20 protein-coding genes are annotated in these 23,936 nt (G+C 62.9%); 10 read left to right on the forward strand and 10 right to left on the reverse strand.

All coding sequences use genetic code 11. The annotated features are described in order from the left end of the window. Positions 1 to 18: 18 nt before the first annotated feature. On the reverse strand, positions 19 to 1,293 hold the full coding sequence (locus GTP46_RS22410) for an ABC transporter substrate-binding protein (RefSeq protein ID WP_161008842.1): 1,275 nt from the start codon (positions 1,291 to 1,293) through the stop codon (positions 19 to 21). A gap of 220 nt (positions 1,294 to 1,513) precedes the next feature. Continuing rightward, a complete protein-coding gene (locus GTP46_RS22415; RefSeq protein WP_161008843.1) occupies positions 1,514 to 1,879 on the reverse strand; it encodes a VOC family protein in 366 nt (121 codons plus the stop codon). Between the two features lie 121 nt (positions 1,880 to 2,000). Here GTP46_RS22415 and GTP46_RS22420 point away from each other — a divergent pair, with 121 nt between their 5' ends. From GTP46_RS22420 to GTP46_RS22430, 3 genes are read left to right on the forward strand one after another with little or no spacing between them, the layout of a single operon-like run. Next, positions 2,001 to 3,479, forward strand: a complete 1,479-nt coding sequence (locus GTP46_RS22420) for a pilus assembly protein TadG-related protein (RefSeq protein WP_161008844.1) — start codon at positions 2,001 to 2,003, stop codon at positions 3,477 to 3,479. Then, a complete protein-coding gene (locus GTP46_RS22425; protein ID WP_161008845.1) occupies positions 3,476 to 3,913 on the forward strand; it encodes a TadE/TadG family type IV pilus assembly protein in 438 nt (145 codons plus the stop codon). The genes GTP46_RS22420 and GTP46_RS22425 overlap by 4 nt, the downstream gene beginning before the upstream one ends. After that, a complete protein-coding gene (locus GTP46_RS22430; RefSeq protein WP_161008846.1) occupies positions 3,900 to 4,484 on the forward strand; it encodes a TadE family protein in 585 nt (194 codons plus the stop codon). The genes GTP46_RS22425 and GTP46_RS22430 overlap by 14 nt, the downstream gene beginning before the upstream one ends. A 2-nt stretch (positions 4,485 to 4,486) precedes the next feature. Here GTP46_RS22430 and GTP46_RS22435 read toward each other — a convergent pair whose 3' ends face one another. The 8 genes from GTP46_RS22435 to GTP46_RS22470 are packed head-to-tail and all read right to left on the reverse strand — an operon-like array spanning position 4,487 to position 13,680. Then, entirely contained in the window at positions 4,487 to 5,422 is a 936-nt protein-coding gene (locus GTP46_RS22435; protein WP_161008847.1) for an alpha/beta hydrolase, read from the reverse strand. 14 nt (positions 5,423 to 5,436) lie between these two features. After that, positions 5,437 to 7,695 carry a TonB-dependent receptor gene (locus GTP46_RS22440; protein ID WP_161008848.1) on the reverse strand — a complete coding sequence of 753 codons (2,259 nt, stop codon included), beginning with the start codon at positions 7,693 to 7,695 and terminating at the stop codon, positions 5,437 to 5,439. Between the two features lie 50 nt (positions 7,696 to 7,745). Continuing rightward, positions 7,746 to 9,329: a bifunctional 3-(3-hydroxy-phenyl)propionate/3-hydroxycinnamic acid hydroxylase gene (locus GTP46_RS22445; protein WP_161008849.1), complete on the reverse strand. Its 1,584-nt coding sequence runs from the start codon at positions 9,327 to 9,329 to the stop codon at positions 7,746 to 7,748. A 1-nt stretch (position 9,330) separates the two neighbouring features. After that, entirely contained in the window at positions 9,331 to 10,197 is an 867-nt protein-coding gene (locus GTP46_RS22450; protein WP_161008850.1) for a fumarylacetoacetate hydrolase family protein, read from the reverse strand. An 11-nt stretch (positions 10,198 to 10,208) separates the two neighbouring features. Further along, complete coding sequence (locus GTP46_RS22455; RefSeq protein WP_161008851.1) at positions 10,209 to 11,096, reverse strand: VOC family protein; 888 nt, start codon at positions 11,094 to 11,096, stop codon at positions 10,209 to 10,211. Positions 11,097 to 11,105: 9 nt separating this feature from the next. Continuing rightward, positions 11,106 to 12,131, reverse strand: coding sequence for an amidohydrolase family protein (locus tag GTP46_RS22460; RefSeq protein ID WP_161008852.1), 1,026 nt, complete (start codon positions 12,129 to 12,131; stop codon positions 11,106 to 11,108). Position 12,132: 1 nt separating this feature from the next. Continuing rightward, positions 12,133 to 12,558: a GlcG/HbpS family heme-binding protein gene (locus GTP46_RS22465; RefSeq protein ID WP_161008853.1), complete on the reverse strand. Its 426-nt coding sequence runs from the start codon at positions 12,556 to 12,558 to the stop codon at positions 12,133 to 12,135. 6 nt (positions 12,559 to 12,564) lie between these two features. Next, positions 12,565 to 13,680 carry an MFS transporter gene (locus tag GTP46_RS22470; RefSeq protein WP_161008854.1) on the reverse strand — a complete coding sequence of 372 codons (1,116 nt, stop codon included), beginning with the start codon at positions 13,678 to 13,680 and terminating at the stop codon, positions 12,565 to 12,567. 198 nt (positions 13,681 to 13,878) lie between these two features. Here GTP46_RS22470 and GTP46_RS22475 point away from each other — a divergent pair, with 198 nt between their 5' ends. The 7 genes from GTP46_RS22475 to GTP46_RS22505 all read left to right on the forward strand — a co-directional run bounded on the left by GTP46_RS22475 (position 13,879) and on the right by GTP46_RS22505 (position 23,583). Next, positions 13,879 to 15,111 (forward strand): amidohydrolase family protein, encoded by a 1,233-nt coding sequence (locus tag GTP46_RS22475; protein ID WP_161008855.1) that lies wholly within the window; start codon positions 13,879 to 13,881, stop codon positions 15,109 to 15,111. A 9-nt stretch (positions 15,112 to 15,120) separates the two neighbouring features. Then, positions 15,121 to 16,008: an alpha/beta hydrolase gene (locus GTP46_RS22480; protein ID WP_161008856.1), complete on the forward strand. Its 888-nt coding sequence runs from the start codon at positions 15,121 to 15,123 to the stop codon at positions 16,006 to 16,008. 88 nt (positions 16,009 to 16,096) lie between these two features. Continuing rightward, complete coding sequence (locus GTP46_RS22485; RefSeq protein WP_161008857.1) at positions 16,097 to 19,495, forward strand: glycosyl hydrolase; 3,399 nt, start codon at positions 16,097 to 16,099, stop codon at positions 19,493 to 19,495. An 18-nt stretch (positions 19,496 to 19,513) separates the two neighbouring features. Then, positions 19,514 to 20,851 carry a glycoside hydrolase family 1 protein gene (locus GTP46_RS22490; RefSeq protein ID WP_161008858.1) on the forward strand — a complete coding sequence of 446 codons (1,338 nt, stop codon included), beginning with the start codon at positions 19,514 to 19,516 and terminating at the stop codon, positions 20,849 to 20,851. Between the two features lie 77 nt (positions 20,852 to 20,928). Continuing rightward, positions 20,929 to 21,867, forward strand: coding sequence for a LysR family transcriptional regulator (locus tag GTP46_RS22495; protein WP_161008859.1), 939 nt, complete (start codon positions 20,929 to 20,931; stop codon positions 21,865 to 21,867). An 84-nt stretch (positions 21,868 to 21,951) separates the two neighbouring features. Further along, the gene (locus tag GTP46_RS22500) at positions 21,952 to 23,178 is read left to right on the forward strand and encodes an amidohydrolase family protein (protein WP_161008860.1); all 1,227 of its coding nucleotides are present in this window, start codon (positions 21,952 to 21,954) and stop codon (positions 23,176 to 23,178) included. Positions 23,179 to 23,250: 72 nt separating this feature from the next. Next, positions 23,251 to 23,583 carry a hypothetical protein gene (locus GTP46_RS22505; protein ID WP_161008861.1) on the forward strand — a complete coding sequence of 111 codons (333 nt, stop codon included), beginning with the start codon at positions 23,251 to 23,253 and terminating at the stop codon, positions 23,581 to 23,583. Positions 23,584 to 23,936: the final 353 nt, after the last annotated feature.

Raw genomic sequence — 23,936 nt, forward strand, 5'->3', positions numbered from 1 at the left:
AAGGATAACGCGCCCCCGTCAATCTTGCAACGCCGCGACTATCCCCTTCTGCGCCTTCTCCACCGGCATGCGCGTGTTCCAGTAAGTTGTCAGTACATCTTGCAGCGCGCCGTTCTGGTCGGGCGTCAGGAACACCTCGATCATGCCGACTGCGCGCGACTTGTCTTTTAATATCGCCATGCCGGCTTGCGCGCACACATCCATGCTCGACGCGTCGACATTGCTGAGGATAGGCAGCGAGCCTTTGATCTTGTTGAACTCCAGCTGCGCGCCCGGCGTCAGCATGGTAGTGGCCAGCAGCTTCTGCGCGCGCACCGCATCCGGCTGGCTGGTTTTCGGGAACACAAAGGCGTCGCCCTGGATCAGATACGGCGTGCTGGCGCCCAGACCCGGGATGCAGCCGAAGTCCTTGCCGGCGGTCTGCTTGGCGGCGGCGAATTCGCCCTTGGCCCAGTCTCCCATGATCTGCACGCCGGCCTTGCCGCTGATGAGCATGGCGGTGGCGTCGTTCCAGTTGCGGTTGGGCGAGCCAGCGTCCACGTAAGATTGCAGGCGTTTGAAGGCCAGCAGTACTTTCTTGAACGGCTCGGAGTTGATGGCTTTCGGATTGCGATCGCGCAGCACTTGCAGATACAACTCCTTGCCGCCGACGTTGGCCAGCATGGCCTGAAACAGGATGTTCTCCTGCCACGGCTGGCCGCCGTGCGCCAGGCCAATCAGGCCGGCCGCTTTCAGTTTATCGAGCGCGGCGAACAGCTCGTCCGGCGTGGCCGGCTCTTTGGCAATGCCGGCTTTCTTGAACGCGGCCTTGGAGTACCAGATCCAGGTCGACATGTGGATGTCCACCGGCACCGCGTAGAAGTGGCCTTTGACCTTGATGACATCCAGCACCGGCTGCGGCATCAGCTGGTCCCAGCGGTCGCGCACGGCGATGTCGTCGACGTTGTTGAGCGAGCCCTGGTCGATCAGGTCGCGGAATTGTTTGGTAGTGTTGAACTGGGCGGCGGTCGGCGGGTTGCCGCCAACGATGCGGTTAATGGCCACGGCCTTGGCCTGATCAGCGCCGGCAATCGCGGTATCGCCCCAGACGCCGCCAGCGGCGCGGTAGGCGTCGGCAAATTTACGGACAGCGGCCGATTCGCTGCTGGAGGTCCACCAGTGCATCACTTCCGCTTTGGGAGCGGGGGCGGCAGCAGCGGCGGCATGCGCGGCGCCAGCCTGGGCCGCACCCAGCGCCAGCACGGCCAGCAAGATCCCTGCGCGGCGCGCGGCGCCCGTGGTGTGCTTGTCCATCCAGTCTCCGTCTATTTTTTGTGATTCACCCAATATTACCGTCTTCTTGCGGGGAAAAAAACCGGCGCCGCCCAAGGCGCCGGTAACTCCGCGGGGCGAAGAGACGAGGGTGAGATTGGAAACGTTACCAATCTTGGGTGAAATATAGCATCTATTGTTTTTGAGTGTCAACGGAAAAGGATAAACGACGGTTTGCACCGCCGTTTATCCCACCTGCCCTCTACATTTCCAGCGCCATCACGCGCAGGCGGTGGCCATCGCGGTCCAGTGCGACGAAGGTGTAGCCGAAGTCCAGTGCGGTGGGCTGCTGGGCGATGGCCAGGCCGCGCGCGGCCCAGTCAGCATATAAGTCGGTGACCACGCTGCGGTCCGGCACCGAGAACGCCAGCTCGCTGCTGCCGCCATAGGCCATCACCTTGGGCTCGGCGGTATGGCGCGACCACAGGCCCAGCTTGAGGCCGGACGGCAGTACGAACAGCACAAAGGTCGGCGACGACTCCACCGGCTGCAAGTCCAGCAGGTCGGCATAAAACTCGCCGCTGGCGGCAGGATTATCGACAAACAACAGCACGTAATCGGGGCTCATGTGGTTCTCCATTCAAGGTTGGCAATGAAGCTAGTTTAAGAGCCTGCTGCGACAGTTTCTGTCAGTAGCCTGCTTGCGCCGGATCAAGAGGCGATATTTCCTGCTGGATAGAATCAAACGCATGCCTACCATCCTTCCACCGTTGCCAGCTCGCCAGCACGGCGCCATCGCCATCATGTTCGTTCTGATGGTGCTGACCTTGCTCAGCGTCGCCGGACTGGTGCTGGACCTCGGGCAGGCTTACAACCGCAAGCTGGAATTACAGTCGCTGGCGGACGCCGTGGCGCTGGCTGCCGCACGCGAGCTGAACGGCACGGCGGCCGGGATCAATAGTGCAGCCAGTGTGGCCGCCAGCACGGCGGCGGGCTACAACTACCAGTACAACCACTTGCAGGTCCAATGGTCCGCCGCGGCGCTGCGCTTTGCATCCGCACCCGGCGCACCGGACTCATCCTGGACCGATGCCGCCGGCGCGGCGGTCACACCAGCCGGCGTGCTGTTCGCCAAAGTCGACACCAGCGCGCTGGACGCCGGCATGGGCAGTGTCGCCTCCGTGTTCTGGCGCGCCGCCGGCACCGCGCCCACTATCTTGCACATCAGCGGGCGTGCCGTGGCTGGCCGCATGACCATCCCGGTCACGCCGCTGGCGATTTGCGCCCAGTCGGCCACGCGCGCCGCTACCCGCGCCAACAGCGCCAACCCGGCCTACAACGAGCTGGTGGAGTTCGGCTTCCGGCGCGGTGTCGGCTACAACCTGATGAACCTCAATCCGAATGGCAGCGCACCGGAAAACTTCCTGCTCGATCCGCTATCGCCCCCCGGCGTGGCGGGCGCCGCCGCCAACTTCAGCACCGCCGTGGTGGGGCCATTCGTGTGCGCCGGCAGCCTGCTGATGCCCAGCGTCACCGGCGGCACGCTCAATGTGCAGCGCAACTTCCCACTGGCAGCGCTGTACCTGCACCTGAACTCGCGCTTCGACAACTATAGCGGCAACAACTGCGTGCCCGACGCTGCACCGCCGGACAGCAACATCAAATCCTATGTGTACTCCAGCATCAGCTGGATGTCGCCGGTCGCCGCCACCCAGACTGCCGCCAGCTGGACCAGCAGCGGCCCCAAGCTGTGGACCCGCGCCGATCCCCTGCCCGGCGACGCCAGCAACACCGCCGCGCAGTACGGCCCCTTGTGGGCCTACGCCAAGGCGGTGCCGTACTCGGCTTATGCCGCCGCGCCGGAAGAACCTCCGGCCGGCTACACCACCTTTGCCGTCAGCGCCTGGTCCAGCTTGTACACGCCCGGCCCACCCGCCGCCAGCAGCTATCCCAGCGCCACTGCCAGCGCCACGCCTTACAGTGCCACGGTCGGCAGCAATTTCCTGGCTCCGTCCACGGCGCACAAGCCGGGACTGGGCGGACGCCGCGTGCTCAATGTCGCGCTGCTGGCCTGCCCGGTGCCGGCCGGGGCCATCGCCACTGCTACCGTGCTTGGCATCGGCCGCTTCTTCATGACGGTGCCGGCCACCGCCACCAGCATCAGCGCCGAGTTTGCCGGGGTGGCGCCGCCGTCGTCGTTGGCCGGTGTGGTGGAGCTGCAGCGATGAAGCGGCAAGGCGGCATGGTGGCGCTGGAACTGGCGTTGGTCCTGCCAGTGCTGCTGGTCTTGCTATCCGCCGTGCTGTATTACGGGCGCCTGACCTACGCTTACGAAGTCACGCAAAAAGCCGCGTCGGCCGGTGCGCGCTACCTGTCCAGCGTGGCGGCAGTCAATATGAAAAACCCGGTGCAGGCCGGCCAGGAAAGCAACCTGGCGCAAACCATCGTGCAGACCGAGCTTGCCGCATTGAGCGCGCTAGGCGTATCGACTGCGGTAGAGGTCGACTGCGACGCCATTTCATGCGCCATGCTGGGTGGGATCCCGAACGAGGTATCGGTAACCATTGTGGTGTGGGTGCCGAATATCTTCTTCGGCTACCTGCAGGAACTTGCGGACCAGCGGCTGGTGATACGCCGCAGCATGCGATATGTGGGCAATTAAACCGCGGCCGCAGCACGGCGCCACCCTGGCGGAATTCGCGCTGAGCGTACTGTGCTTTTTCACGGCGATGTTTTTTGTACTGGAAGTGTCGCGCGCGCTGTACCTCTGGAACACGCTGCAGGAAGCCACGCGCCGGGCGGCGGCACTGGCGGCGGTCAGCGATTTCAGCAACGCCGCCACCATGGCCAAGGTGCGGCAGGCAGCCGTGCTGCGCGACAGCGCCGGCACGCTGCCGCTGGGCATGCCGGTGAGCGACGCCCATATCCGCATCGACTACCTGTCGCTGACGCGCAATCCCGACAACAGCCTGAGCATGACGCCGATTCCGTCCGCCAGCATGCCAGCCTGTCCGGCGCGGGCGCGCCTGAACTGCATCGCCAATCCCTACGGGGGCAGTTGCATCCGCTTCGTGCGCGTGCGGCTATGCGCGCCGGGTGCGGATGCCTGTGGCGAGGTGCAATACCAGCCACTATCCCCTTTGACCGGCCTCAGTCACATGCTGCCGCAGGCGACTACGATAGCCAAGGCTGAGTCGCTCGGCTACCAGGCTGGGAGCAGCTTATGCCCGTGACATTACGGCACCAGCTTCACACCCTTAAGCCACTGCACAAAGTGCTCATTCCAGTTATCCGCACTGGTGCCGACCTTGCGCATGCCGAAGCCATGCTCACCCGCCGCGTAGACATGCAGCTCGGCAGACCGCCCGGCAGCACGCCATGCTTCAAAGATCGGCACGCCGGCATAGGCCATGATGCCATCGTCAGCCGCCAGCGCCACGAACACCGGCGGCGCATCCTTCGGCACAGGACGCTCTGGCGCCGCACCGTAAATCGCGCCGACAAAGTCCGGCCGGCTGCCGGCATCATAGGCAGTGGCCACGTTCATCGCCGTAACAGCACCGGCAGAAAAACCGATGATGCCGATCCTGGCCGGATCGACGCCATATTCAGCTGCATGGCCCCGCACCCAGCGCACCGCCGCCAAACCGTCTTCCTGCGCCAACGGAATGTCAGCGCTTTCCGCCGGATCGATATGCGTGCGGCGCGGATTGCCACCGCTCATGCGCTCCCCAACCACCCGCAGGAAGGCCGGCGCCTCCTTGGGCGTCGGATCAAGACGGTACTTCAGCACGAAGCTGGTGATGCCGCGCTGCGCCAGATACCGCGCCACCATCATGCCCTCCGTATCAAAGGCAAGGCTAAGGAAAGCACCGCCCGGCGCGATGATCACCGCCGTGCCATTCGCCTTGCCCGCCGCCGGCCGCACCGGATACAAAGCAGGCTGCGTCACATTGCGCACCACCCGCAGGCCGAACATATTCATCCAGTCCTCCGTGGCTGCAGAACCGCCGGCCGCAATCGGCACCGACGCTTCCACCGCAGGACTGATGGTCATAGGCGGATGCGCTGCGAGGAAGGACACCATATCCTGCATGGTGCGCGGCTGGTCCTGCGCACCAGCTACACTGGCCGCACCGGCCAGCAGCGCTGCTATCAGATATCTCTGCATGCTGCTGTCCTTTCTTAAAAACGATAGTCGACCGTCACGCCCACGCGGCGGAACGAATTATCGCCAAGGCTGTACGCAAAGCCCGAACCGGCGCCCTTGCCTGGCAATGGATAGATAATGCCGTTCGGGACGCGCGTGTCAGACAAGTTGCGCGCATACAGCTGCACGCCCCATTTATTGTCCGGCGAGTTGATCCCCAGGCGCAGCGACGAAATGGTGTGGCCACGGAAGCTGCACTCAACATCGGCCAGATTGCAGTAACGCACGCGGCTCTTGTAGACCAGGTCCCCGCCCAGCTTCAACTCATAATCGCCCGGCAGTTCCCAGCTGTAGTCCGCCGACAGCGTGGCCTTCTGCTTCGGCGAATACAGCAAGCGCTCGCCGCCGACATTGCTGTTATCGAAAACGAAGCCAGTCGGGTAGCTGGTATCGAGGATCACTGCCACGCTCATGCCGATCTGCAGTTGCGGCAGCGGACGCGCACGCACGTCGGCCTCAAAGCCTTTGCTGGTTACGTTAGGCACGTTGATCGGCGTGCAGCTCAACGCACCGACGTCGGTCAGCGTGCAGTTCTGCTCCTGGAAGTCCTTGATCTTGGTGTGGAACACAGCCAGGTCCAGGTCCAGGCGGCGATTCAGGAACGACAGCTTGGTGCCCAGCTCCAAACTGGTCGGCACCTCCGGCTGTACCAGCTTACCCTGATAGCTGCCTGCGCCTGCGGCTGCGCTGATCGGCGACTCATTATCGATCTGCGGTCCTTTGTAGCCGCGGCTCAGCGTCGCATACACATTGGCGTCCTTGGACAGCGTCTGCTGCAGGCCAAGCTTGCCCGAGACATTGGTTTCATGCGCGCTGCCCGCTGCCGTCTTCACCGTGGCCGGCAGCGAGAAGCCATCGAAGGCCACCACGCTGGACTGGCTGTAGTCGCTGCTGACGTTATCGCTGGTGTAGCGCAGGCCCGTAATCAGGTTGGTGGTATCGGTCAGGCGGAAGGTGGTCTGGCCGAACAGCGCCTTGGTGGTCAGCTTCGCATGCTCGACGGAGTCGGTGGCGATCGAGCGCGGCACCGGCGGCGATGGCAGCACCGGGTTAGGCAAAATGGTGGTGAGCGTATCGCGGTCCACGTCCGAACTAGCGTAAAACGCACCAAGCACATATTCGATCGGCTGCTTGGCTGGCGAGGCAATCCGCAGCTCTTGCGAGAACTGCTTCACGTTCTGGTAAGGCGTGTAGTTGCGCACCTTGTCATAGCCTTCCGACATATCGATGCTGACCGTGTTCGGTCCCACCTCGCGCTTGCGCAAGGCGGTAATCGACGTCAGCGTATGGCCGTTGGCGAGATTCCAGTCCAGCTGCCCGGAGAAGCCACGCACCTGTGCGCGCGACAGCTCTGGTCCGTCCGAGCACACCTGGTTATTGGTCTTCGAGACCGTCACGCCGCAGGCCGCAAATTCGGCCGCCGGATGATGGCTACCTGCGGTATTGGTCACCGTGGCCACGGCCGGAGCAAAGAACACGGCATTCTCGCTGCGCGTATTGGATGCTTCGGCTATCAGGTTAAGCGTGACATCGCTGTTCGGCTTAAGCAGGTAGCGGATGCGGGCACCGCTGTTTTTGGTCAGGCTATCCTTGTCGTTGTAGGTGTTGTGGTACACACCTTCATTGCGCTCGGTGAGGCCGGAGATGCGCAGCGCCGAAATATCGTTGATCGGGATATTGGTAGTGGCGCGCAGCGCTGCACCGTGGCTGCCCTTGTACTCGAACTGCACGTTGCCGCCCGAGTCGCCGATGATAGGCGCTTGTGTCGACATATTCAGCACACCAGCCGATGCGTTCTTGCCGAACAGCGTACCTTGCGGGCCACGCAGCACTTCCACCCGCGCCAGGTCCAGCATCAAACCGCTGGCGGTGGAGCCTTGCGGCACGCCGTCCACCACCACACCCACCGAACTCTCGGCGGAAATCGTCATCACGGCAGTGCCGATGCCGCGGATCGACGCGCTGCCGCCCGGACCAGCATTGGAATTCGGATCGCCGAATTCCAGCGCAGCTGCGGTTTTAGCCAGGTCGCTGATATCCTTCACGCTGGCACGCTCCAGCTGCGTGGCGCTGACGACAGTGATCGCTACCGGCACTTCCTTGATGCTCTGGCTGCGCTTCTGCGCGGTGACCACGACAGTTTCAACTTCGGACTTGCTATCGGTGCTTTGCGCGACGGCGGGTTGCCAGATCGCGGCCAGGCTCATACTGAGTACGGTGAGATGGGTTTTCATGTGTGTCTCCTGTTATTTTTAAATGTGTGCAGCTTCGTAGTGGACTTCTGTTAAACGGTAGCGGTGCCGGCCTCCCATTCATCGAGCAGCACGGCCAAAGCTTCGCCGGTAGCGGCAACGCCGTAGACGTAGTGGTCCGGCCGCACAATCGCGGCGCAGCATTGGTGACGGGCGAACCATGCGGCCAGCACGCCATCGCATTCGGCAGCACCGACAACGGCGTGGCCCACATCGACAGCAACGGCGCCGGGCGCCACGCTCACCAGCGTGCCAAGCGCTTCGACGCGCGTCGACAGCGCAGGCGGCAGCGACCACACTGGCAAATTGGTCACCACGCGCCAACCGCAGCCAGCCAGCTTGTCCATCAGCTGCGCGCCATGTGCATGCTGCAGGCGCGGTTGCGGGAACAGCGTACCGACGCCACTTCCCTCGCCTGCCAGCAAGCCGCGCTCCAGCGGCGGAATAATGTCTTGCCGCGCCACGGTACGGATCTCACCACCGGCGGCGGCAATCAGCGCGGCATCACGCTCACGTGCGCGCTGCGGATCACGCTCGCAAATCACACGGCCGATTTCCTTGATGCGCGAAGTCAGGCTTCGTACGTGCGCGCCGCGCTCCACACCGTAACTATCGAGCAGCGCATTGCCGCCTTTGCCTTCCAGCGTGGAGCGCAGCTTCCACACCAGATTGACCACGTCACGTACGCCCTGGCACATCCCCTGTCCGAGGAAAGGCGGCTGCTGGTGCGCCGCGTCACCGGCGATGAACACGCGGCCATTGCGCCATTCACGCGCCACCAGTGCATGGAAGCGATAGCTGGCCTGACGCCACAACGCGCCGTCTTCCGGCGTGATCCAGCGCCGCAGCACGCTCCATGCGCCCTCCTCACTCGCCATATAGGCCGGATCCTCACCCGGCAACAGCGAGATCTCCCAGCGGCGATGCATGCCGGGACCGATCACGTAAGTGCAAGGGCGCGCGGGTTCGCAATACTGCACACTGGTCTTCGGCAGTTTGGCTAGCCCGTGTTCGTTAATTTGCACATCGACCACCAGCCAAGGCTCGTCAAATTCCAGATCCTCCAGCGTGATGCCGACAGCGTCGCGCACCGTGCTTGATGCACCATCGCAGCCAATCACGTAGCTGGCGTGCACTGTGCGCTGCAAGCCTTCGTCATCCATCAGTTGCAGCGATGCCTGGTCCGCGTCCTGCCGCAACGCTGCCAGGCGCTGGCCCAGTTCCACCGTCACCGACGGCAGCGCAGCCACATGCGCGCGCAGCACACGCTCTACTTCCGGCTGGGTGAACACCATCGACGGCGTGTGCCCCAACGGATACGGCGGCGCCACTGTAGCCAGGCGCTTGATCAACTGGCCATCCGCGCCGTAATACTCGGACGGCGTGAACGGCTCGCAGTAGCGTGAGATTTCCTCATCCAGTCCCAGTTGCTGGAACACGCGCATGATCTCGTGGTCAAGCGCGATGGCGCGCGGCCGGTCATACACCGCACGGCTACGGTCCACCACCAGCGTGCGCACGCCGGCCTGCCCCAGCAAGGCCGCCGCCACCGCGCCGGAAGGCCCGAAGCCGACGATGGCAACGTCAAACTGCACGTTGTCTTGCAGGCCGCTCATCTCACACTTCCTGTTCAATCGTGTTGACCAGCAGGCCGATTTTCTCGATCTCGATTTCGATCTTGTCGCCATGCTTCATCCACACCGGTGGGGTACGCGACTGGCCTACGCCGGCCGGAGTGCCCATAACAATCACGTCGCCCGGCTCCAGCGTCACGCACTCGCTCAGCAGCGAAATGGTCTCGGCCACGCTCCAGATCATGTCAGTGGTGTTCGCGTCCTGCATCACCTGTCCGTTCAGGCGTGCTTGTATCTTCAGGCCTTCCGCGCCTGGCGCCAGTTCGTCGGCGGTGACCAGCTGCGGGCCGAAGCCGCCAGTGCGGTCGAAGTTTTTACCGATGGTCCATTGCGGCGTGCGTTTCTGGTAATCGCGCACCGACATGTCGTTGAAGCAGGTGTAGCCGAAGACGTGCTGCAAGGCTTGCTCCTGCGTGACGTGGCGCGCACGGGTGCCGATCACCACCGCCAGTTCGGCCTCGTAGTCAAATCGCTCCGACACGCGCGGCAGCAGCGCTGCTTCGCCGTGCGCCAGCAGCGAGGTATCGCAGCGCAGGAAGAACCATGGATAGACCGGCTTTTCACGACCGCTTTCGGCCGCGTGGTCGTAGTAGTTCAGGCCCAGGCAGATGGTCTTGCCCGGCGACGGCACCAGCGGCGCGACTTCCAGGTCGGACAACTGCGTGCGATCCGCTTGCGTGGACTGCGCCAGTGCCACGCGTGCAGCGGAGGTGAGGTCGATCCCGGCCAGCAGCGCGGCGCGCAGGTCCGGCGGCACTTGCGGCAGTACACGGTTGATATCGACAACGCTGCCTTGATCGAGGACGCCGAGACGGGTAGTTGCGCCGGAGCGGAAGGTAATGAATTTCAAGGTCGTACTCCTTATTGATGGGTGAAACGGATTTTTTTCTGCGCTTGCTTGATGCGGTCCGACGGCGGTTTCGACACGCCCCACTGGTCGAAGCGGCCCGCCGGCCAGGTCCAGTCTTCCGGCTTGCCTACGCGGTAGCTGTCATCGACTTGCAGCACGTCGGCGGTGTACTCGATGACGAAATCGTCCGGACCGATGAAGTAAGAGAAGACGTTGTTACCGGGGCCATGGCGGCCTACGCCCCATTCGATTGGGTAGCCGGCGTCGCTCATGCGGCCCGCGCCGCGCATTACGGCGTCCAGGTCGGGCATAACAAAGGCGATGTGATTGAGCGTATTGGCATCGGCATCGGCCAGCGCGATGCTGTGATGGTCGCTGCCGCAGCGCATGAAGGCCATAATGCGGGTGCGGTCGGACAGCGAGAAGCCCAGCGCGCGCTCATAGAAAGCCTGCGCCGCCGCCACGTCGGCGCTATTGAATACCACGTGGGTAATGCGTACCGGTGCATCCGCGCCGCCGGTTTCAGCTTGCAGCGCAGGTGCATGCACGAAGCGCAGGTGCCTGCCTTGCGGATCCTGCACGTCCAGCGCGATGCCGCCGTCCGGCTCCGCATTGTCGTGCGCATCGGCCAGCACGCGGCCAGCGTGGGTGCGCACGCCGTCGGCAATGCGCGCCAGGTCAGCATGCTGCTCGACCACGAAATCGACGCGGCGCACGTCCGGTTGTTCGCTCCGGTGCAGTGCCAGAATGTGATGACCGGCGCCGCTACCACGCAGGTAGACGGCATCCTCGCTGCGCGCGACTGGCGCCAGTCGCCAGGTCGAGACATAAAATTGTTCTGCCGCCGCCAGGTCGGTCACGCCGATGGCAATGCTGCGCAGTTTCAGAGATGCAGGCATGCTCAGTCCTTATTGCAAAGTAGATGGAAGGCCAAGGAATCGCTCGGCGTTGTGTGTAATGAGCTTCGCGCGCAGCACTACATCCGCCACCGCATCGTTGATCGCGGCCAGCGGCTGGCGCTCATGGAAAGCAAATGGGTAATCGGTGCCGATCATCAGCTGGCTCTCGCCGAAGCGCGCCAGCAAGTGCTGCAAGGTCGGCGTGTCGAACACCAGCGCGTCGTAGAACAGGCGACGCGCCTGCTCGGATGGACGGGAAGGCATGGCATCTTGCAGCGCCGGGAACACGCGGCGCGCCTGTTCAAGACGCGGCAGCAGCGCAGCCAGCGTGCCGCCTCCATGGCTAAAAGCGATGCGCAGCTTGGGATGGCGTTCAATCAGGTTGGTGGTCAGCACCGAAGCCGCCGCGAGGCCAACATCGGTCGGATAGCCCAGTGCCTGCTGCAACTGCGCCGGTCCGACCAGACGTTCCTTACCGGCCGGGCGCAATGCGTGCACAAACACCGCAGCGCCCTTAGCCTCGGCCGCAGCGAAGAACGGTGCAAACTCCGGTGCACCCGGCGGCTTGCCATTGATATTGCTGCCGATTTCGACGCCTGCGAATCCCAGGGTGTCGATCACGTAGTCGAGTTCCGCCAGCGCCAGGTCCATATCCTGCAGCGGCAACGCACCCAGTGCGCACAAACGGCCGCCAGACAAGGCCACCATTTCCGCCAACTGCTCGTTGATGTAGCGCAGCAGCTGGGCGGCGGCAGCGGGCGCCATCCAGTACGACAGCAGCTCCGGCATCGGTGAAATAACCTGCAGCGACAGGCCCATTGCATCCATGTCCTCGATACGGCGCGTGGTACTCCAGCAGCGTTCGGACACGGTGCGATACACCTTGCCCGAAATGACCACATGGCGATGGCACTCATGCGCCGGCGCCATCGACGGCCAATCCGCTGGCGCAGCGCTGCCGAGATATGCCGGAAAATGTTCAGGCACCACGTGGCTGTGGATATCGATGCCGCAGGAGCAGGAAGCCTGGTGCATATCACTCAGCCTTCAAGCCAGCGGTGACGATGCCGTGGATGCAGATTGCCTCATCCTCTTCGCCGGTGCCACCGCTGGCGCCGACCGCGCCGAGGATCTTGCCCTCGGCATCTTTAATCAGCACGCCGCCAATCTGTGGAATAAACTTGCCCTGCCCCGTGCTGGCCAACGCACCGAAGAAGTTTGGATTGTCGGCAGCACGCTTCATCAGCGCGCGGCTGGAGACGCCCATCGCCACCGCAGCCCATGCCTTGCCGGTAGCGATATCGACGCGGAACATGCTGGCGCCGTCCTGCCGCTGCATGGCGACCAGATGGCCGCTGGCGTCCAGCACTACCGCCGACATCGGACGATAGCCCTTGCTGCTGGCCTCTTGGATGGCGGCATTGAGAATGATGTTGCTAATGGCGAGAGTCAGTTCAGTCATGATGATTCAAGTAAGTGGTTGAAGATTGATGCGCTGGCGGCTGACGTAGAAGAAGGCGCAAGTCGCGGCGGCGCCGACCAGCACCGCCAGCACGGCCAGTCCGCCGAAGCCGGTGCGCATGGCAACCGAACCAGCAAGCGCAGGGCCGATGGCGGCGCCAGTCATCATCATGGCCGGCGTTGAAGCAACCGCACGGCCGCTGGGATCAAGCCTGGCGATCAGGCCAAACAGGAAGGTATGGGTAAAGATCATCACGGCGGCGAACACGCTGCATGCCAGTGCATATGGTTCGAACACTGGAGAGCTGGCGATAATCACAGCCAGCGTTGCCTGCACCAGCGGCGCAATCAGGGCCACGCGGGTGGCGGACAAACGCTGTTGCAGCAACCCTGCCAGCACGGCCGGCAGCAGGTTGACGAAGCCGCATACCAGCAGCACCTGGTTGACGCGCTCCTGGCCGAAGCCACGCATCACACCAATGCGGTCCAGCATAGCGAAGGTGATCGACTGGTTGAGCGCCATGCAGGTCACGCCCAGTATCGCAAGCCAGGCGACACGTGACAACGGAGCGTGCGCCTGCACATGCTGCGGACCGGTGACGCTTTGCGGGAAGGCGCTGCAAGCGGCTGCGGTGACGGCCATCAGTCCCGCAAACACAAAAAACAGAATCTGCCCGCCGGCGGCCGCAATCGCTGGTGGCACCGCACCATAAAACACCACCGCACCCACGCCCAGCGCAGCACCGGCCATGGCAAACAGGCGGTGCGGATTGGTGCTGCGGCCGATGGCGCCATGCACCATCGACAATCCGGTTCCGAGAGAGAGGCCAGCCAGCGCATGCAGCGGCAGCAACAAGGCAAAGTCACTCACTTGCGATGCGCAGGCAAACGCCAATGCTGCACCGCCGTAACCACCGATTGCGCACAAGCGCTGTGGCATGCGGTTGAAGCGCGGTGCAGCAAACAGGCTGGCGACGACTGCGCCCAGCAGGAACGCCGTGACGATCATGCCTGCATGCTCGAGATCAAAGTGGTAATGCTGCACCAGCGCGCCGACCCATACTGGCAAAGCCACAAGGTCGATCATGCCGGCGAAGTGCGCCAGCATCAATACAGGGTTCATGGGATGTCTCCGTCGTTTTGTTATGTCGACGAAGATAGCAGCGGAACCCTGCAATCTCATAAGCCAGTGTTTCGATACGAGCTATCGCGGATTGTGATTCCTTTGCGCGATAGCTGGTATCACCAAATTAGGCTTTGGGTGCCTCCGGGGCGTGGCTAGACTTTCCCTCCATTCGATCACTACAAAAATGGAGACTCCATGAACGGCATCATTTTCAACAACGTACGTATCTTCGACGGTGCACGCACACTCGACGATTCGGGCAAAGGCGGGGTCCGCGTCGAAGGCCAGCGCATCACCCACGTCAGTGCCGGCGAGGCGATCACGCCACAAGCGGGCGACCGCGTCATCGACGGCGCAGGCGCCACGCTGATGCCCGGCCTGATCGAAGCCCACGCCCACCTGTCGTGGCCTAGCTCAGTGGAGCGTTTCGTACCCGGCATGTCGCTGCCGCTGGAAGACCTGGTACTGACCACCGCGCGCAACGCCCGCATCCTGCTGGACCATGGCTTCACCGGTGCCTATTCGGCCGGCTCGCTGAGCAAAACGGTGGAGACCACGCTGAAGACCTTCATCGACAGCAAAGGCATGCCCGGCCCGCGCCTGATCGCATCGTCGATCGAACGCTCGCCGCCAAGCGCCGATGAACTGAGCCCGGGCGAGGTGGAAGAACACGGCACTGGCCCCGAGGCAGTACGCGGCTTTGTACGCGACTGCGCGGCGCTGGGCGCCAAGTCGGTCAAGTTCTTGCTCTCCGGCGAAGATGCGCTGATGCCTGGTGCGTCGCAGCAGCTGCTCTACTCGCAGGAGGAAGCCAGCGCCGCCGGTGCGCAAGCGCGCGAGTCGGACGTGTGGCTGGCGGCCCACGCACAGGCATCGGAAGCGGTAAAGATGGCGCTGCGCGCCGGCTTCCGCGTGCTGTATCACTGCACTTACGCCGACGCCGAAGCGCTGGATATGCTGGAAGCGCAGCGCGATAACATCTTCGTCGCCCCCGCCATCGGCATCATCCAGGCCACGCTGGACGCCACACCGCCGCCACACTTCGACATGAGCCACATGAAGCGCAGCGCAGCAGAAGTGCTGGAGCTGCAATCCAAGCTGATACCGGAACTGAAGCGGCGAGGCGTACGCGTGCTGCCGGGTGGCGACTATGGTTTCCCATTCAATCCCAACGGCCGCAACGCGCGTGACCTTGAACTGTTCGTGCGCCTGTTCGGCTACACGCACGAAGAAGCACTGTCCGCAGCCACCCTGCTGGGCGGCCAGTTGATGGGCATGGGCGAAGAACTGGGCCAGATCAAGACCGGCTACCTGGCCGACCTGCTGCTGGTGGACGGCGAACCTGACCGCGACGTCACCGTGCTGCAGGACCGCAAGCGCCTGCGCGCCATCATGAAAGACGGCGCCTTCCACAAAGAGCCGCGCTGAGGAACCGTCATGTCCCGTCCATTTGAAGATGTGATACGCAAGGCCGGCACCGCCATTGATCCGCAATTCGCCCGCGTGCTGTACGCGCCTGCGCTGGAAAAATCGCCGCCAGGCGGCAGCGTTGAACGTGACCTGTCCTACGGCCCGCATATACGCCACAAGCTGGACGTGTATCGTCCTCTGGACGCAAGGCCGGCGGGCGGCTACCCGGTGCTGATCTTCCTGCACGGCGGCGGCTTCCTGCGCGGCGACAAGGCTGACCGCGAAAATTTCGGCCGCTACTTCTCGCGCCACGGCGTGCTGACCATCGTGCCAAATTACCGCCTGGCGCCGGAAAGCTGCTGGCCATCCGGCGCGGAAGACGCATCCTCCGTGTTCGCGTGGGCACGCGAACACGCTGCCCGCCACGGCGGTGATCCACACCGCATCGTCATCGCCGGCGAATCTGCGGGCGCGGCGCACGTGGCTGCGGCCACCCTGGTAAAGCGCTTCCATCCTGCCGGCGACTCACGGCCTGCAGGCATCGCGCTGATTTCCGGCGTCTACAACGCCGGCCTTGAGCTGCGGGCCCGCGAGCAGTTCGGCATCCTCACACCAGATCCGCGCAACGAAGGCTACTTCGGCGAAGACCTGTCGCGCCACGCAAGCATGTCCACCGTGGACCTGATTGACGCCGAGCCGGTGCCGATGTTAATCAGCTACGCCGAACTCGATCCGCCACAGATGCAAGTGCAGGCCGGCGAGCTGTTTGCGCGGCTGGTCACGCGTCACGGCTACACGCCGCAGATCAACGTGGTTCCCGGCCATAACCACCTGACCCAGGTCTACGCGGTGAATACCGGCGACGAAAGCCTGAGCGCCACACTGCTCAAATTCGTACTCGATCGGGAATCGTGATACGTGCTATCGCAACTCATCGTTTTACCGATGAGCGCTGCACTGTTATGGTGTGACCAAATAAAAAAGCAGTACAACGGAGACAAAAATGCATCGAAACCGCAACGGGCGCGCACCGCGCCTGCTCGCACTCGCCGCAGCCGTCGGCATGTCTTGCGCGGCCTACGCCGCCGATCCGGCCTTATTCCAGCAGCCCCCGCAAGAGGCGCGCCCGCGCGTCTGGTGGCACTGGATGAATGGCAATGTAGATAACAAAGGAATCAAACTCGATCTCGAATGGATGCACCGCATCGGCATCGGCGGCGTGCATATCTTCGACGTTGACCTGGGTACGGCGCAGTATGTCGACCAGCCGGCCGAATTCATGTCGCCGCGCTGGCTGGACAGCGTGCGTTACACCACCACTGAAGCCGGCAAACTAGGCATGGAGGTCGCCATCTCCGGCGGCAGCGGCTGGAGCGAGTCGGGCGGCCCCTGGGTCACGCCGCAGCAAGGCATGAAAAAGTATGTCTGGGCCGAGACCAAGGTCGATGGGCCGCGCCATTTCAGCGGTACGCTGGCGGCCCCGCCGTCGGTAAGCGGACCATTCCAGAATATCCCGATTCACCGTCAGTCCGATTTCGCACCGATGCCGGACGGCTCGCCCGGCGGCCAGCCGTACAGCCGCCAGAAATTCACTGTGCCACAGTGGTACGCCGACGCCGCCGTCATTGCCTATCGCCTGCCGGATGCGGAAGCTGCCGCGCCAACGCGCACCATCACCGCCAGCGGTGGCACCTTCACCGCCGCAGCACTCGATGATGGCGATTTCGAACACGCGCAAAAGCTGCCGCTGTCGCCGGATGCCAGCAAGCCTGCGTGGCTGCAGATCGAGTACGCACAGCCGGTGCGCGCACAAGCGGTAACGCTGTCGATCGGCCAGGTGCAGATTCCGGACGGCGCCATCAAAGTCAGTGCCGATGGCGTGAACTGGGAGACGGTGGCCACCCTGCCCGGCTCCGTGCATTCGGGCCTGAGCACCACCACCGGCGTGCGCACCTATGCTTTCGCCGAGCGCGCGGTACGCTTCGTGCGGCTGGAGCTGGGTAACCCGGCGCGCAACTTCCTCGATGACGTGATGGGCAAGCCGCGCCAGACCGCGCACGATATCGCCGAATTCTCGGTCGCCACCACGGGCCGCGTACACCGCTACGAAGACAAGGCAGGTTTCTCGATAGCGGAAGAACTGGAGAGCCTCGCCACGCCAGCCGTCGCCGCCGACATGGCGGTGCGCAGCCAGTCCGTGGTCGACCTGACCGGCAAGCTGCGCGCCGACGGCAGTCTCGATTGGGATGTGCCAGCAGGCCGCTGGGCGATACTGCGACTGGGCTACTCGCTCACCGGTCAGACCAACGATCCAGCCACGCAGCAAGGCGTGGGGCTGGAAGTGGACAAACTGGATCGTGCCGCCGTCACCTCGCACTTCGAAACTTATCTGGGCAAGATGGCCGACGCCAAAGGCCTGAGCCACCTGATGCTGGACAGCTGGGAAGCCAACCAGCAAAACTGGACCACCAACATGCTGGCCGAATTCCGCCAGCGTCGCGGCTACGATCCGCTGCCTTGGCTGGCAGTGCTGAGCGGCCGTGTGGTCGATAGCGCCGAGGCCAGCGACCGCTTCCTGTGGGATTTTCGCCGCACCATCGCTGACCTGATTTCGGACAACCACTACGGCGTCGCGGCCGATGTCGCGCACAAGCACGGCATGCAGCTGTATGCGGAAGCGATGGGCGTCAATCTGCCGACTGTCGGCGACGGCCTGCAAGCCAAGGGGCGCGTTGATATTCCGATGGGCGAATTCTGGGATCGCAATCCCGGTGAGAAGCCGATTCCGAACCAGGTGTCGGACATTCGTGAAGCAGCATCGGCGGCGCATATCTACGGAAAACAGCTGGTAGCCGCAGAGGCCTTCACCGCCACGCCGATAATCCCATCATTCAGCCGCAGCCCGCGTGATTTGAAATGGATCGCCGACCAGTACATGGCGCTGGGCGTGAACCGCTTCGTCATCCACGCTTCGCCGCACCAGCCGTTCGAAAATCGCAAGCCGGGGGTGAGCCTGTGGCGGTTCGGCCAGCATTTCACGCGGAACGAGACTTGGGCTGAGCAAGCACGCCCGTGGATCGATTATTTGAGCCGCGCTTCCTACATGCTGCAGCAGGGCCGCGCGATCAACGATATCGCCTACTTCTACGGCGAAGGTGCGCCGGTGGCTGCGCCGTTTGCGGAGCCGGATCGTCCTGGCGTGCCAGCTGGTTTCGGCTACGACTACGTCAATGCCGAAGTGCTGCTGCAGCGCGCCAGCGTACGCGAGGGACGGATTGAACTTGAAAGTGGCGCGTCCTATCGCCTGCTGGTGCTGCCATCTTCCACGACGGCTATCAGCTTGCCGCTGCTGCGCAAGCTACGCGAGCTGGTGGAAGCAGGCGCGGTGATACTTGGCCCCAAGCCACGCAGCACGCCGGGCATGGGCGACCAGCAGGAGCTGGCGCAGATTGCAGAAGCCATGTGGGGAGATGCCGATGGCCGCACGGTGGCTGAGCATCGCTACGGCAAAGGCAAGGTGGTGTCGGGCCGCGAGATCGGTACAGTGCTGGAAGGTTTGAACGTAACACCGGATTACGCTTTCAGCCGCCAATATGCGGACTCGGAGATTGTCGCCACGCACCGCATCGACAAGGGCACCGAAATCTACTTCGTCGCCAACCAGAAGGCGCGTGCAGAGAAGTTTAAGGCCAGCTTCCGCGTCAGCGGCCTGCAGCCGGAGCTGTGGTACGCCGATAGCGGCAAGACCGCACCTGCCGTTTGGCGCGAGGAAGGCGGACGCACCATCGTGTCGCTCGACATGGAGCAGCATGGCTCGGTGTTCGTCGTCTTCCGTGCCGCCGCTGCGGTCACGCAAGCCACGTCGCCGGAGACGGCATTGGCGTTGGTGCCTGCCGTCTCGGTCACACGCCCACTGGCCACGCTGAGCGGCCCGTGGAAGCTCGACTTCACGCCCGGCGGCGGTGCCCCGGCCAGCATCACGCTGCCAAACCTCGCTTCTTGGAGTGCCTCGTCGGTCGATGGCATCAAGTACTACTCCGGCAGCGCCACCTATCGCCGCGAACTGAAAGCCGATGCAGCATGGCTGCGCAAGAATGCCCGCATCCTGCTGGATCTCGGCGCCGTGGAAGTGATGGCACAGGTCAAACTGAATGGCAAGCCGCTGCCGCTGCTCTGGAAGTCACCATACGTAGCCGACGTCACCGGCCTGCTCAAGCCGGGCGCCAACGCACTGGAAATCACCGTTACCAACCTGTGGCCAAATCGCCTGATCGGCGACGCTCAACCAGGAGTCACGCAACCTTACACCTTCAGCACTTTCAAACCATACCAGGCAGACGGCAAACTAATGCCAAGCGGCCTGCTGGGCCCTGTGCGTCTGCTGTCGCGCAGCGCCGAATAAAAACCCCAAGGAGACATCATGCAAGACAAAAAAATCATCGCATCCCGCCGCAGCACATTGAAAGCCATTACGGCGCTGGCCGGCGGCACGCTGCTCTCGCCGCTGTCGTTCGCAGCCGACAAAAGCTACCACTTCCCGCAAGGCTTCCTGTGGGGCGCTGCGGTGGCAGGCCATCAGGTCGAAGGCGACAACGTCCACAGCGACGCGTGGTTGCTGGAGAACGTCAAACCATCTATCTTCGTTGAACCGTCCGGCGCTGGCGTAGACCACTATCGCCTGTTCGCAGAGGACATCGCCATGCTGGCCTCACTGGGCCTGAACACCTTCCGCTTCTCGATCGAATGGGCACGCGTAGAGCCGGAGGAAGGCATGTTCTCGGTCGCCGCGATTGAACACTATCGCGACGTACTGAAAGCCTGCCACAAACACAAAATCAAAGCCGTGGTCTCGTTCAACCACTTCATCACGCCTTACTGGTTCGCAGGACGCGGCGGCTGGGAAGCGGAAGGCGCGGCACAACTGTTCGCGCGCTACTGCAGCAAGGTGGCGCAAGAACTGGGATCCATGATGACGCTCGCCGCCACCTTCAACGAACCAAACCTGGCACGCCTGTTGTTCGGCATTCCGGGTCCGCTGTCCGGCCTGACCGGCATCCCGCCGGAGAAAGCCATGCTGGCCGAGGCAGGCAAGCGCGCCGGCACCGGCAAGTTCTCCTCATGGATCTTCGGCGACTTCGACAAAATTGAAGCGGGCCTGCTGGAAGGCCATCGTCTCGGCTACCAGGCCATCAAAGCCGCCTGCCCTAAACTGCCGGTCGGCCTGTCGATGGCGATTGAGGACGACCAGGCAGTGGGCGATCCGGCCATGCGCGACCGCAAGCGCGCCATTGCCTACGAGCCGTGGTTCAAGGCTATCAGCGAGCATGGCGACTACATCGGCGTACAAACCTACACCCGTGCGCTGGTTGCGCCGGAAGGCCAACTGCCACCACCGGCCGGTGCGCGCCTGACCGACGGCGGCATGGAGTTCTGGCCAGAAGCGCTGGGCGCCACCATCCGCTACACCAGCCAGCACGTCAAGCTGCCTATCTACGTCACCGAAAACGGCATCGCCACGATGGACGACCGCCAGCGCGAGGAATACATCCAGCGCGCGCTCAAGAGCGTGGCAGATTGTCTGCGCGATGGCATCGACGTGCGCGGCTACCTGCATTGGTCACTGCTGGATAACTTCGAGTGGATCTTCGGTTACAAGCCCCACTACGGACTTATCGCCGTGGACCGCGCCACCATGCGCCGCACCATCAAGCCGAGTGCGCGCCTGCTCGGCGCCATCGCCCGCAAGAACGCTATCTGATGCGGTGGGAAAGGCCAGCTTGCGCCACGGCGCAAGCATCGCGTACCATGTACCCGTCGGCTCATGGAGGGTAGCGCATGCGATTCAACCGTTTGGACCTGAACCTTCTGCTGGCGCTCGACGCGCTGCTGAAGGAGCAGAACATTACGCGGGCCGCTGCGCGCGTCAACGTCAGCCAATCTGCCATGAGCGGCATGCTGGCGCGCCTGCGCGAATTCTTTGAAGACGAGTTGCTGGCCGCCGTCGGCCGCAATATGGAACCGACGGTGCTGGGCCGCCAGCTGGAAGCGCCGGTGCGCGATTTAATCCTGCACATCCACGCCACGGTCGGCATGCGGGTCAGCTTTGATCCGGCCAAGGAAACCCGCGTCGTCAAGATCATGGTGTCCGACTATGCCACCGAAGTTTTCCTCAACCGCGTGGTGGCGCGGGTGCTGCGCGACGCCCCCAATATGACGCTCGACCTGGTGCCGCTGTCAGACGACGCCAGCGAGCAGCTGCGGCGCGGCGAGAACGACTTCCTCATCATTCCACGTCACTTTTTGGCGGAAGAACATCCGCAACGGCTGCTGTTCGAAGACAGTTACTGCGCCGTGATCTGGGAAGGCAATACGCAAGTGGGCGACGTGCTCGATGCGGAGACTTACGTGCGCCTGCCGCACGTAGCGCCAATGCTGGGCCGTCCGCGCTCGCCCACCTTTGAAGAACTGATGCTGCAAGGCCAGGGTGTGCAGCGTCGCATCAAGGTCACCACCTCGGACTTCGTCAGCATGGCGTCGGTATTGATCGGTACCGACCTGGTGGCGACCATGCATACGCGCCTGGCGCAATCCTGCGCGCGGCGCTTGCCAGTGCGCTTGCTGCCCCTGCCCTACACGCTGCCGCTGATGGCGGAATGCGTGCAGTGGCACCGCTTTCAGGAGAACGATCCATGCCACATCTGGCTGCGCGGCGTGATGCTGGAAGTGGCCAAGGCCATGCCGCCACACGAGGAGCTGGCCGCGCAAGTGCGGTGATAGCAGGTATCGCCAAATTCGGCTTCATGATGGCTGGACGCGGCGGTATGCTGTTATCCGGGGCTATCAATCGGAAGGAATGCCATGCCCGGCATAGTTTTTCATAACGTGAGTATTTTTGACGGCAGCGGTCCGCTGCCGGGCGTCAGCGCTGTGCGCGTCGAAGGTTCGAGCATCGTCGAACTGGGTGCGGATGTGGCGGCGCTGGGCGGCGTAGCAGATCGTCTGATCGATGGCGATGGCCGTACCCTGATGCCGGGATTGGTGGAGGCACATGCCCACCTGTCGTGGCCTAGCTCCGTGGAGCGCCTGGTGCCGCGATTATCGCTGCCGCCGGAAGACCTGATTCTGACCACGGCGCGTAATGCCCGCATCCTGCTCGATCACGGCTACACCAGCGCCTACTCGGCGGGCTCGCTGAGCAAAACCATTGAAGTCACGCTGAATTCATTTATCCAAAGCGGCGGCATGCCGGGGCCGCGTTTGATCGCATCCTCGATCGAACGCGAGCCGCCGACTGCGGGCGCTTTCGATGATGGCAAGGTCGATCCACATGGCAGCGGTCCCGAAGCCGTGCGCGCCTTCGTGCGCGAATGCGCCACGCTGGGTGCGAAGTCGGTGAAGTTTTTATTGTCGGGTGAGGATGCGCTGAAGCCGGGCAGCTCACAGGAGCTGTTGTACACACAGGAGGAAGCCAATGCGGCTGGCGATCAGGCCCGCATCTCGGGCGTGTGGTTGGCCGCCCACGCGCAAGCTGCGGCGGCAGTGAAGATGGCTTTGCGCGCCAACTTCCGCGTGCTCTATCACTGCACCTGGGCCGACGTGGAAGCACTGGACATAATGGAAGATAAACGCGATGAGATTTTTGTCGGCCCTGCGGTGGGCATCATCCAGGCCACACTGGACGCCGAACCGCCGCCAGGCATAGACATGACGGACATGAAGCGCAGCGCGGCGCTAGTGCTGGCACGGCAACGTGAACTGGTACCGGAGCTGCGACGACGCGGCATCCGCGTACTGCCGGGCGGCGACTACGGTTTCCCCTTCAATCCCACGGGCCACAACGCACGCGACCTCGAACTATTCGTCCGCCACTTCGGCTACACGCCGCGCGAAACGCTGGAAGCCGCAACGCGGCTGGGCGGAGAACTGATGGGCATGGGCCACCTGCTGGGCCGCATCAAGCCTGGCTACCTGGCCGACTTGCTGCTGGTGGACGGCGATCCGCTGCAAGACATCACCATCCTGCAAAACCGCCACCGCCTCCACGCCATCATGAAAGACGGCCGCTTCCACAAAGAACCCATTTGACCTATATCAAATTTCCATTTGAGGGCTGGCGCAGCATTGAGAATAGCTGAGCCCTCACGAATGGAGCACGTTATGTCCGCGATATTTGACGATGAAAAGCCAGAGGCCTACCATTGGCGTATGAACACCGAAACGCGCATTGATAAGCTGGAAGCTGACGAGGCCGGTCAAACGGCCGATCTCGCGCTGATAAAAGCGAATTACGCCACCAAGAACGATATTACCGAACTCAAGATCATGTTCGCCCGGCTTGAGAATCTTTTCTCAGAGACCAAGGTCGAACTGAAGGCAGATATCAAAGTCCAGATTGCCGAAGCCAAGACTTCCATCATCCTTTGGACAGTGACGGCCGTTTTCCTGGCCCAGCTACTACCAGCTCTAGTGAAGCTACTTCTGCCAAGCTGAACGGCTTGCATTGATTTTGTTGGTCGGGGCGAGAGGATTCGAACCTCCGACCCCGTGCACCCCATGCGGGCGGCCAGATACTGTAACCGATTGATAATTATGGATTTTTCTGACTTCGCATCTAATATACAGTTAAATTACTTCTTGCGTTTGCAAGGGTATTTCGTCATTTAACGATCTCTGTATTAGATGAAATTTTCGACGCCCCGAACGACGGTCGCGTCAGCCCGCCCCGTTACTATATACAGACCTTGATCCTCAAGGTTTTGGCCAGCCAAGTTCGGCATGATTGTTGCCCCCAGTCGCCCATGATCCGGGGGGTGTTGTCACCGAACTTGGTGGGTGGCTGGTGA

Origin of the sequence: Duganella flavida, from assembly GCF_009857445.1 — a bacterium.
Lineage (GTDB): Bacteria > Pseudomonadota > Gammaproteobacteria > Burkholderiales > Burkholderiaceae_D > Rugamonas > Rugamonas flavida.

Excerpts from the sequence above, each read along its gene's own strand:
- GTP46_RS22410 (WP_161008842.1), bottom strand. The coding sequence starts at position 1,293 with ATGGACAAGCACACCACGGGCGCCGCGCGCCGCGCAGGGATCTTGCTG.
- GTP46_RS22415 (WP_161008843.1), bottom strand. The coding sequence starts at position 1,879 with ATGAGCCCCGATTACGTGCTGTTGTTTGTCGATAATCCTGCCGCCAGC.
- GTP46_RS22420 (WP_161008844.1), top strand. The coding sequence starts at position 2,001 with ATGCCTACCATCCTTCCACCGTTGCCAGCTCGCCAGCACGGCGCCATC.
- GTP46_RS22425 (WP_161008845.1), top strand. The coding sequence starts at position 3,476 with ATGAAGCGGCAAGGCGGCATGGTGGCGCTGGAACTGGCGTTGGTCCTG.
- GTP46_RS22430 (WP_161008846.1), top strand. The coding sequence starts at position 3,900 with ATGTGGGCAATTAAACCGCGGCCGCAGCACGGCGCCACCCTGGCGGAA.
- GTP46_RS22435 (WP_161008847.1), bottom strand. The coding sequence starts at position 5,422 with ATGCAGAGATATCTGATAGCAGCGCTGCTGGCCGGTGCGGCCAGTGTA.
- GTP46_RS22440 (WP_161008848.1), bottom strand. The coding sequence starts at position 7,695 with ATGAAAACCCATCTCACCGTACTCAGTATGAGCCTGGCCGCGATCTGG.
- GTP46_RS22445 (WP_161008849.1), bottom strand. The coding sequence starts at position 9,329 with ATGAGCGGCCTGCAAGACAACGTGCAGTTTGACGTTGCCATCGTCGGC.
- GTP46_RS22455 (WP_161008851.1), bottom strand. The coding sequence starts at position 11,096 with ATGCCTGCATCTCTGAAACTGCGCAGCATTGCCATCGGCGTGACCGAC.
- GTP46_RS22460 (WP_161008852.1), bottom strand. The coding sequence starts at position 12,131 with ATGCACCAGGCTTCCTGCTCCTGCGGCATCGATATCCACAGCCACGTG.
- GTP46_RS22465 (WP_161008853.1), bottom strand. The coding sequence starts at position 12,558 with ATGACTGAACTGACTCTCGCCATTAGCAACATCATTCTCAATGCCGCC.
- GTP46_RS22470 (WP_161008854.1), bottom strand. The coding sequence starts at position 13,680 with ATGAACCCTGTATTGATGCTGGCGCACTTCGCCGGCATGATCGACCTT.
- GTP46_RS22475 (WP_161008855.1), top strand. The coding sequence starts at position 13,879 with ATGAACGGCATCATTTTCAACAACGTACGTATCTTCGACGGTGCACGC.
- GTP46_RS22480 (WP_161008856.1), top strand. The coding sequence starts at position 15,121 with ATGTCCCGTCCATTTGAAGATGTGATACGCAAGGCCGGCACCGCCATT.
- GTP46_RS22485 (WP_161008857.1), top strand. The coding sequence starts at position 16,097 with ATGCATCGAAACCGCAACGGGCGCGCACCGCGCCTGCTCGCACTCGCC.
- GTP46_RS22490 (WP_161008858.1), top strand. The coding sequence starts at position 19,514 with ATGCAAGACAAAAAAATCATCGCATCCCGCCGCAGCACATTGAAAGCC.
- GTP46_RS22495 (WP_161008859.1), top strand. The coding sequence starts at position 20,929 with ATGCGATTCAACCGTTTGGACCTGAACCTTCTGCTGGCGCTCGACGCG.
- GTP46_RS22500 (WP_161008860.1), top strand. The coding sequence starts at position 21,952 with ATGCCCGGCATAGTTTTTCATAACGTGAGTATTTTTGACGGCAGCGGT.
- GTP46_RS22505 (WP_161008861.1), top strand. The coding sequence starts at position 23,251 with ATGTCCGCGATATTTGACGATGAAAAGCCAGAGGCCTACCATTGGCGT.